Here is a 5,652-nt window from a genome sequence, read left to right as displayed (position 1 = left end):
GGCGCAGAGAACTCCGGCGCTTCGCGCCTCCGGGCCGAGGATCGCATTCCCGCCCGGCCTGAAGACCGGGATTCCCTGCGAAGAACAAGGGATGGGAGCCGTGGTGGTCGGAAGATGGCTCAGGCATGGGCGTGGGGAATCAGCCTTGGGAACCTTCCGGGAGGCGTGTGTATCTCCCTGTCCGGGAGTCAGAAGCGGGGGCACACGGCCTTTGCAGGGGTGCTCCACCAGGGGGATGTACTCATGGCACGGCGAACAGCGGCAGTCTGCGCGATCAGCCTGGGGGTGGTTGTGGCTGCTGCAGCCTGCGGTCCAGAACACCGTGTTGCCGCGCAGCCGACCACCGGGCCGTCACGGACAACGGCGCCGACCGTCGAGCCGTCACAGACCACCGTGTCGCCCTCGGCCTCGGCAGGCGTCCGACCAGGTGCCGCATGCGGCACCAAGCAGCTGCGATGGAGACTGACGCGCCTCGCCGACAAGTCGAGCAAGGCGCCGACGGCCCTGCTGAGCGCGACCAACACCAGCACCGCGTCCTGCGCCTTCAACGGCTATCCGGAGCTTCACGCTTACGCGGGCAAAGGGCCGGCCGTCTGGTCGGAGCCGAAAGCGAAGGCGCCGGTCCGCCTGATGCTGGGCCCCGGCAACTCGGTCGACTTCCCGCTCTTCTACCCTGCGTCCCCTGCCCCTAACGGTTCCTGCTCGATACCGGTCGACGACGACCCACGCATCGAGGTGCTGCCGCCGCACCCCGCGCCCACCGACTATGGCGCTACCGTGCAGATCACCGACCTACACGGCCGGAATGTGACCCCGGTGTTCTGCGACACCGTTCACCTCGGCGCACCCCGACTGCGGTAGACGGCGCACGGCACAGCGCCCCGTGCCGGCATTGCGTTCTCGTCGGGCGCTGTCACGTTGGCTGACCGGGTGGGATGATCTTCTGGTTGGTCATGCTGGGAGGGGATTGTCCGTGGGGAGCGCGTCGCCGTCGTACAGGGGGCACCGGTACCCGGTCCAGGTGATCTCCCACTGCGTGTGGCTGTACTTCCGCTTCCCGCTCAGCTTCCGCGAGGTCGAGGAGCTGATGCTCCAGCGCGGCGTCATCGTCTCCTACGAGACAGTGCGCCGCTGGTGCGCCAAGTTCGGCCAGGCCTACGCGGACGGACTGCGCCGCCGCCGGCCCCGGCCCGGGGACAAGTGGCACCTGGACGAGGTGTTCGTCAGGATCAACGGGGAGCTGAAGTACCTGTGGCGGGCCGTCGGCCAGGACGGCAACGTCCTGGTCGACATCCTCGTCCAGATCCGGCGGGACAAAACCGCCGCCCGACGCTGCTTCCACAGGCTGATGAAGAAGACCCGGTCGGTGCCGCGGGTGGTCGTCACGGACAAGCTGCGTTCCTACGGTGCGGCCCACCGTGAGGTCATGCCCTCCGTCGAGCACCGCTCCACAAGGGACTGAACAACCGGGCGGAGAACAGCCACCAGCCCATGCGCCAGCGTGAACGCGCGATGAAGGGCTTCCGCAGCACGGGCGCGGCCCAGCGGTTCCTGTCCGCGTTCAGCGGCATCTCACCCCACTTCCGGCCCCACCGCCACCTGATGACCGCATCCCGACACCGAGCCGAGATGACCATCCGCTTCGCCATCTGGGACCAGATCACCGGCGCTGCCAGCCGGCCCAACACGGCCTGAACACAGACCCGGACCGCGGGCCCACCACGCCCCGACGCGCCATCAGACACTCACGCACCCAACAACGTGACAACGCCGCTCCGGCCCGCCGTTCCCGTGTCAAGGCCATCATCTACGTCGCCGACAGCACCGTCGTCCGCGTACGGTCCGTCGATCCCGACCTGTCCAAGTGGCGCGAGGACGACCGCGGCTACGCCGACGTGCCCGTCAGCCGCAAGCCCCTGGACGACCTCCAGATCGCCGAGCAACTTCCCACCCCACCCCTGGCCTCCGCAACGGCGACAAGCGATCCCACGTCCGCGGCAAGCTCCGCGAGTACCTCGTCCTGTAGCCGGCAGGCAGTAAACGAGCGAGAGACTCGCCCTGAGCCGCCCCATCCGAGGCGCTACGTATACGGTGTGCGGCGATGGATGACGACGTGCGGCCCTGGGACGCGGCGACGCCGCTCGTACGCGCCGCGCGGTGTGGCGACGCCCTCGCCATGGACGACCTGCTGAAGCTGGTGACGCCGTACGTCACCCGGCTGTGCACCCCGATTGCCCCGGCCGACACCGCGGACGCCGTGCAGGAATCCCTTCTCGCGGTGTTCCGGGGGCTGCGCGGACTGCGGGATCCGCAGGCGTTCTATGGGTGGGTGCGCGCGGTCACCGTGCGGGAGGCTGTCCGGGTGGCGCGACGCACCGCAGGCGAGATGCCCGCCGACCCCGAGGAGATTGCCCGGCTGCGGGAACTGCTGCCTGGCGTCGGCAATGAACTGACCACAGAAGTTCGGGACTTGCTTGCCCGACTGCCCGTCCAGCACCGCACCGTACTGGTACTGCGGGAACTGGAAGGCCTGGACGAGCGGACGATGGCCGAGCTGCTCGGCGTACCCGAGGGCACCGTGAAGTCACGGCTGAACAGGGCCCGTTCCTCCTTCCGGAAGGCGTGGACACGGTGAACGCACCCGATACGGTCGCCCGGCTGCGCGTACTGGCCGCTGGACTGCGCGCCCCCCTGTACGCCGAGGCACGGATCGCTCTGCCCTTCGACCAGGTATGGGCTGTCATCGCCGACCTGGAGGGCGAGCTGCCCCATCTGATCCCTCTCGTCCGGGAGTTCAAAGTCCCGCCCGGCGACAGCGAGCGCAAAGCGGCGCAGGCCGTTGACGTACTTGGCCTGCGCGGGCCGTTCGATGTACGGCTGAGCCCCGGGTGGTGCCTGATGCAATCCCGGCTGGTGACAATGGGAATGGCCGCCACGCCGGACGGCACCGGGACGCGGCTCGCCGTCTGCGGCGCGGCGCGCCCCGCCGCCCTTGGCCCCGTGCAGCGCGTGTACCGCAGCCTGCTCGGGGAACGCCGCACTCATGCCTTCTTCCGCGAGGTGGAGCGCCGCGCCGCCCTGCGTTGACCCCTCAGCTGGCCTCGGCGATGAGTTTCCGCAGGGCCTCGGCCACCAACTCCGGCCGCTCCTCGTGCAGATGGTGCCCCGCGCCCGGCACCACCCGTACGGTCAGATCGTCCGCGTTAGGATCGCCGCCGCGCAGCAGGGCAGGCGGGATCACCGGGTCGTGCTCGCCGCCCAGGACCAGCGTCGGGACGGCCAGCCGCCGTCGGCGGTGGGTGCCCCGGAAGCCCGCCGGGATGTCCCGCACGACGTACTGCCAGAACATCGCCTGCCCGGCATGGGCCGAGCCCTGTGCCGCCTCGGTGAACTCCACGAGATCCGCGTCCCGCCACGCCGCCGGGTCGGCGACCGCGCGTCGCAGCAGATAGCGGGTGAAGGCCGGCCAGTGCCGCAGGACCAGCCGTCCGAGCACCGGGTACTCGATGAAGGCGGTGAACCACATCCGCCACAGATTCGGCAGGACGTTGCGGTGGCGCGTCCACGGGTGCGCCATGTTCAGCGCGAGGAAGGCACGGAACCGCTCCGGGGCCCGCTGGCAAAGCCGGAAGCCCACCCCGGCACCCCAGTTGTGCCCGACCAGGGTCACTCGGTCGAGGCCGAGCGCGTCCAGCAGAGCGAGTATGTCGTCACCGAGCCCGTCCGTGTCGTAACCGCGCTCGGTCTGCTCCGACCAGCCGAAGCCGCGCAGATCGACGCAGATCAGCCGGTGGCCGTCGGCGAGCAGCGGGACGAGCGCGCGCCACGCGTACCAGTGCTGCGGGAAACCGTGCAGCAGCACGACGGGCTCGCCGCTGCCGGACTCGGCGATGTGCAGCTGGGCCCCACGGACCGTCACCCACCGGTGCTCGGCCCCTTCCAGCGGTGGCATGGGGCGGTCGCTGTTGGTCATGAGAGGATCCCTTCGCCAGACACGAGAAGTCGCGTTCACCCCGCCAGGAGGCGCACGATCCGGCGAAGGTTCCCTCGTGTTTGTGTGTACGTACGTCCAGATCTCGACCAGGCGACTTCCGTCGTCTACCGCTGCCTCAGCCAACCCGTCGAACTCGCCGACGCGCCCGCTGAGAAGTGGGCACAGCTCACCGAGGCCAGCGCCGGCTACCCGGAGGCGCTCGGGCCAATGGTCTGGGGCCAATCCCGCTGGGATTCCTCCGTCTGGGGCACTGAGGAGGACCACGCCCGCCTGCGCGACGTGTTCGCCATCCTGTTCCCGAACGTGGACCGGGCGACCGCTCGGGACAACCACATCCGTGACGCCATGCACGTGTCCACAGCCATCCGGTATGGAGGGTTCGGGTTCGTCACGCGCGAGAGGCGCCTCCTGAACAAGGCGGACCGGATCGCCGAACGCTTCCACGGTTTCCGGATGTGGCCGCCGGAGGACGCCCTTACCGAGGCAACCGCCCGGATCCGAGGCATTCGGGAACTCCACCGCCTCGAACCTCACCGCGGCACCTTGCCGACGTGGCCAGCGGAGGGCGATCCCCCAACGCCGCCGGAATAGTCGGGACCAGAGGTGCCGAATGCTCAGTATCGGGCCCGTACGGGCTCTGTGACGGTCCCCGGGGCTGGAACTCCGGCCGCAGCCCCGGCGGCAGTATGGCTGCCGGGATCGCCGTGTGGCAGGCCGCAGCGGGAGGTCACGGCCGCAAGCGTGGCCTGTACAGGATCTGCGGTGGCGGCCGACACTGTCGGGGTGTGACCGAGATACGCGCCAAAGGGGCAACGGGCACGCCGTCCGGCGTGCAGCCTCGGTGTTGTTCGAGGTTGAGCTGGCCCTTGAAAGTCTCGTTGACCGACTCGATCGACACACCCCGGCGACGTGACAGCCTCGTGAATGCGGATACGCGCGACAGGGAAGGCAGGACGGTATGACCGCTGACGAGACCGGCCGGCGCGACCCCGAGCCGCGGCAGGACCTGGTGCAGCGCTCGGCACCGTTCCTGCCCGCCGGCAGCGAGATCCGGCAGGTGTTCATCTGCCAGAGCGCGCCGAACTTCTGGTTCTTCGTCATCACTTATCTCACCGGCCTGACGATGTTCTGGAACAAGTACCGTTGCTTCGCGGTCACCCAGGACGCCATCTACGTATTGGACAGCAGCAAGCTGTCCGGCGGCGCCAGTCCACAGCGTCTGGCAGGCACGATGCCACGCCATACCCGACTTGGTCCGGTCTCCGGCCGATGGGGGCAGGTGAACCTCCTCGGCGAGCGTCATTGGGTCCACAAACGCTTCCACGACCAGATCGCTGCCGCAGACCGGGAGACCGGCTTCGCCCTATAGGTCACGGCCTCGGACAGCCCCAGGTCGAGCGCCCACGCAAGTTGCTTCGGGACGAAGAGGCCGTGGGTTCAAATCCCGCCACCCCGACAGCTGAAACGGCGTTGTCACGTTGTTGGGTGCGTGAGTGTCTGATGGCGTGTCGGGGCGTGGTGGGCCCGCGGTCCGGGTCTGTGTTCAGGCCGTGGTGGGCCGGCTGGCAGCGCGGGTGATCTGGTCCCAGATGGCGAAGCGGAGGGTCATCTCGGCTCGGTGGTCGGAGGCTGTCATCAGGTGGCGGTGGGGCCGGAAG

General features: G+C 69.1%; 6 protein-coding genes and 3 pseudogenes. 6 read left to right on the top strand and 3 right to left on the bottom strand.

Going from position 1 to position 5,652, the window contains the following annotated elements; all coding sequences use genetic code 11:
* Positions 1 to 393: 393 nt before the first annotated feature.
* The 4 genes and pseudogenes from ACFVWD_RS57095 to ACFVWD_RS57080 all read left to right on the top strand — a co-directional run bounded on the left by ACFVWD_RS57095 (position 394) and on the right by ACFVWD_RS57080 (position 3,087).
* Positions 394 to 861 (top strand): DUF4232 domain-containing protein, encoded by a 468-nt coding sequence (locus tag ACFVWD_RS57095; protein ID WP_389606993.1) that lies wholly within the window; start codon positions 394 to 396, stop codon positions 859 to 861.
* Positions 862 to 973: 112 nt separating this feature from the next.
* Positions 974 to 1,695 (top strand): annotated as a pseudogene (locus ACFVWD_RS57090) (IS6 family transposase).
* A 406-nt stretch (positions 1,696 to 2,101) separates the two neighbouring features.
* Positions 2,102 to 2,635 (top strand): RNA polymerase sigma factor, encoded by a 534-nt coding sequence (locus tag ACFVWD_RS57085; RefSeq protein ID WP_389606991.1) that lies wholly within the window; start codon positions 2,102 to 2,104, stop codon positions 2,633 to 2,635.
* Complete coding sequence (locus tag ACFVWD_RS57080; RefSeq protein WP_389606989.1) at positions 2,632 to 3,087, top strand: hypothetical protein; 456 nt, start codon at positions 2,632 to 2,634, stop codon at positions 3,085 to 3,087. The genes ACFVWD_RS57085 and ACFVWD_RS57080 overlap by 4 nt, the downstream gene beginning before the upstream one ends.
* A 4-nt stretch (positions 3,088 to 3,091) precedes the next feature.
* Here ACFVWD_RS57080 and ACFVWD_RS57075 read toward each other — a convergent pair whose 3' ends face one another.
* Positions 3,092 to 3,973: an alpha/beta fold hydrolase gene (locus ACFVWD_RS57075; RefSeq protein WP_389606988.1), complete on the bottom strand. Its 882-nt coding sequence runs from the start codon at positions 3,971 to 3,973 to the stop codon at positions 3,092 to 3,094.
* Between the two features lie 84 nt (positions 3,974 to 4,057).
* Between ACFVWD_RS57075 and ACFVWD_RS57070 the strand changes: the two genes are divergently transcribed.
* Positions 4,058 to 4,585: a hypothetical protein gene (locus ACFVWD_RS57070; RefSeq protein WP_389606986.1), complete on the top strand. Its 528-nt coding sequence runs from the start codon at positions 4,058 to 4,060 to the stop codon at positions 4,583 to 4,585.
* A 202-nt stretch (positions 4,586 to 4,787) separates the two neighbouring features.
* Here the strand turns inward: ACFVWD_RS57070 and ACFVWD_RS57065 are convergent.
* Positions 4,788 to 4,886, bottom strand: a pseudogene (locus ACFVWD_RS57065) (IS982 family transposase); the annotation flags it as partial.
* Between the two features lie 66 nt (positions 4,887 to 4,952).
* Here ACFVWD_RS57065 and ACFVWD_RS57060 point away from each other — a divergent pair.
* Positions 4,953 to 5,363: a hypothetical protein gene (locus tag ACFVWD_RS57060; protein ID WP_389606984.1), complete on the top strand. Its 411-nt coding sequence runs from the start codon at positions 4,953 to 4,955 to the stop codon at positions 5,361 to 5,363.
* A 174-nt stretch (positions 5,364 to 5,537) separates the two neighbouring features.
* Here the strand turns inward: ACFVWD_RS57060 and ACFVWD_RS57055 are convergent.
* Positions 5,538 to 5,652, bottom strand: a pseudogene (locus ACFVWD_RS57055) (IS6 family transposase); the annotation flags it as partial.

The organism is Streptomyces sp. NPDC058086 (genome assembly GCF_042885015.1).
Lineage (GTDB): Bacteria > Actinomycetota > Actinomycetes > Streptomycetales > Streptomycetaceae > Streptomyces.
This window is presented reverse-complemented; position numbering and strand designations above follow the sequence as displayed.

Coding starts and splice junctions, on each gene's coding strand:
- ACFVWD_RS57085 (WP_389606991.1), top strand. CDS start 2,102: ATGGATGACGACGTGCGGCCCTGGGACGCGGCGACGCCGCTCGTACGC.
- ACFVWD_RS57075 (WP_389606988.1), bottom strand. CDS start 3,973: ATGACCAACAGCGACCGCCCCATGCCACCGCTGGAAGGGGCCGAGCAC.
- ACFVWD_RS57060 (WP_389606984.1), top strand. CDS start 4,953: ATGACCGCTGACGAGACCGGCCGGCGCGACCCCGAGCCGCGGCAGGAC.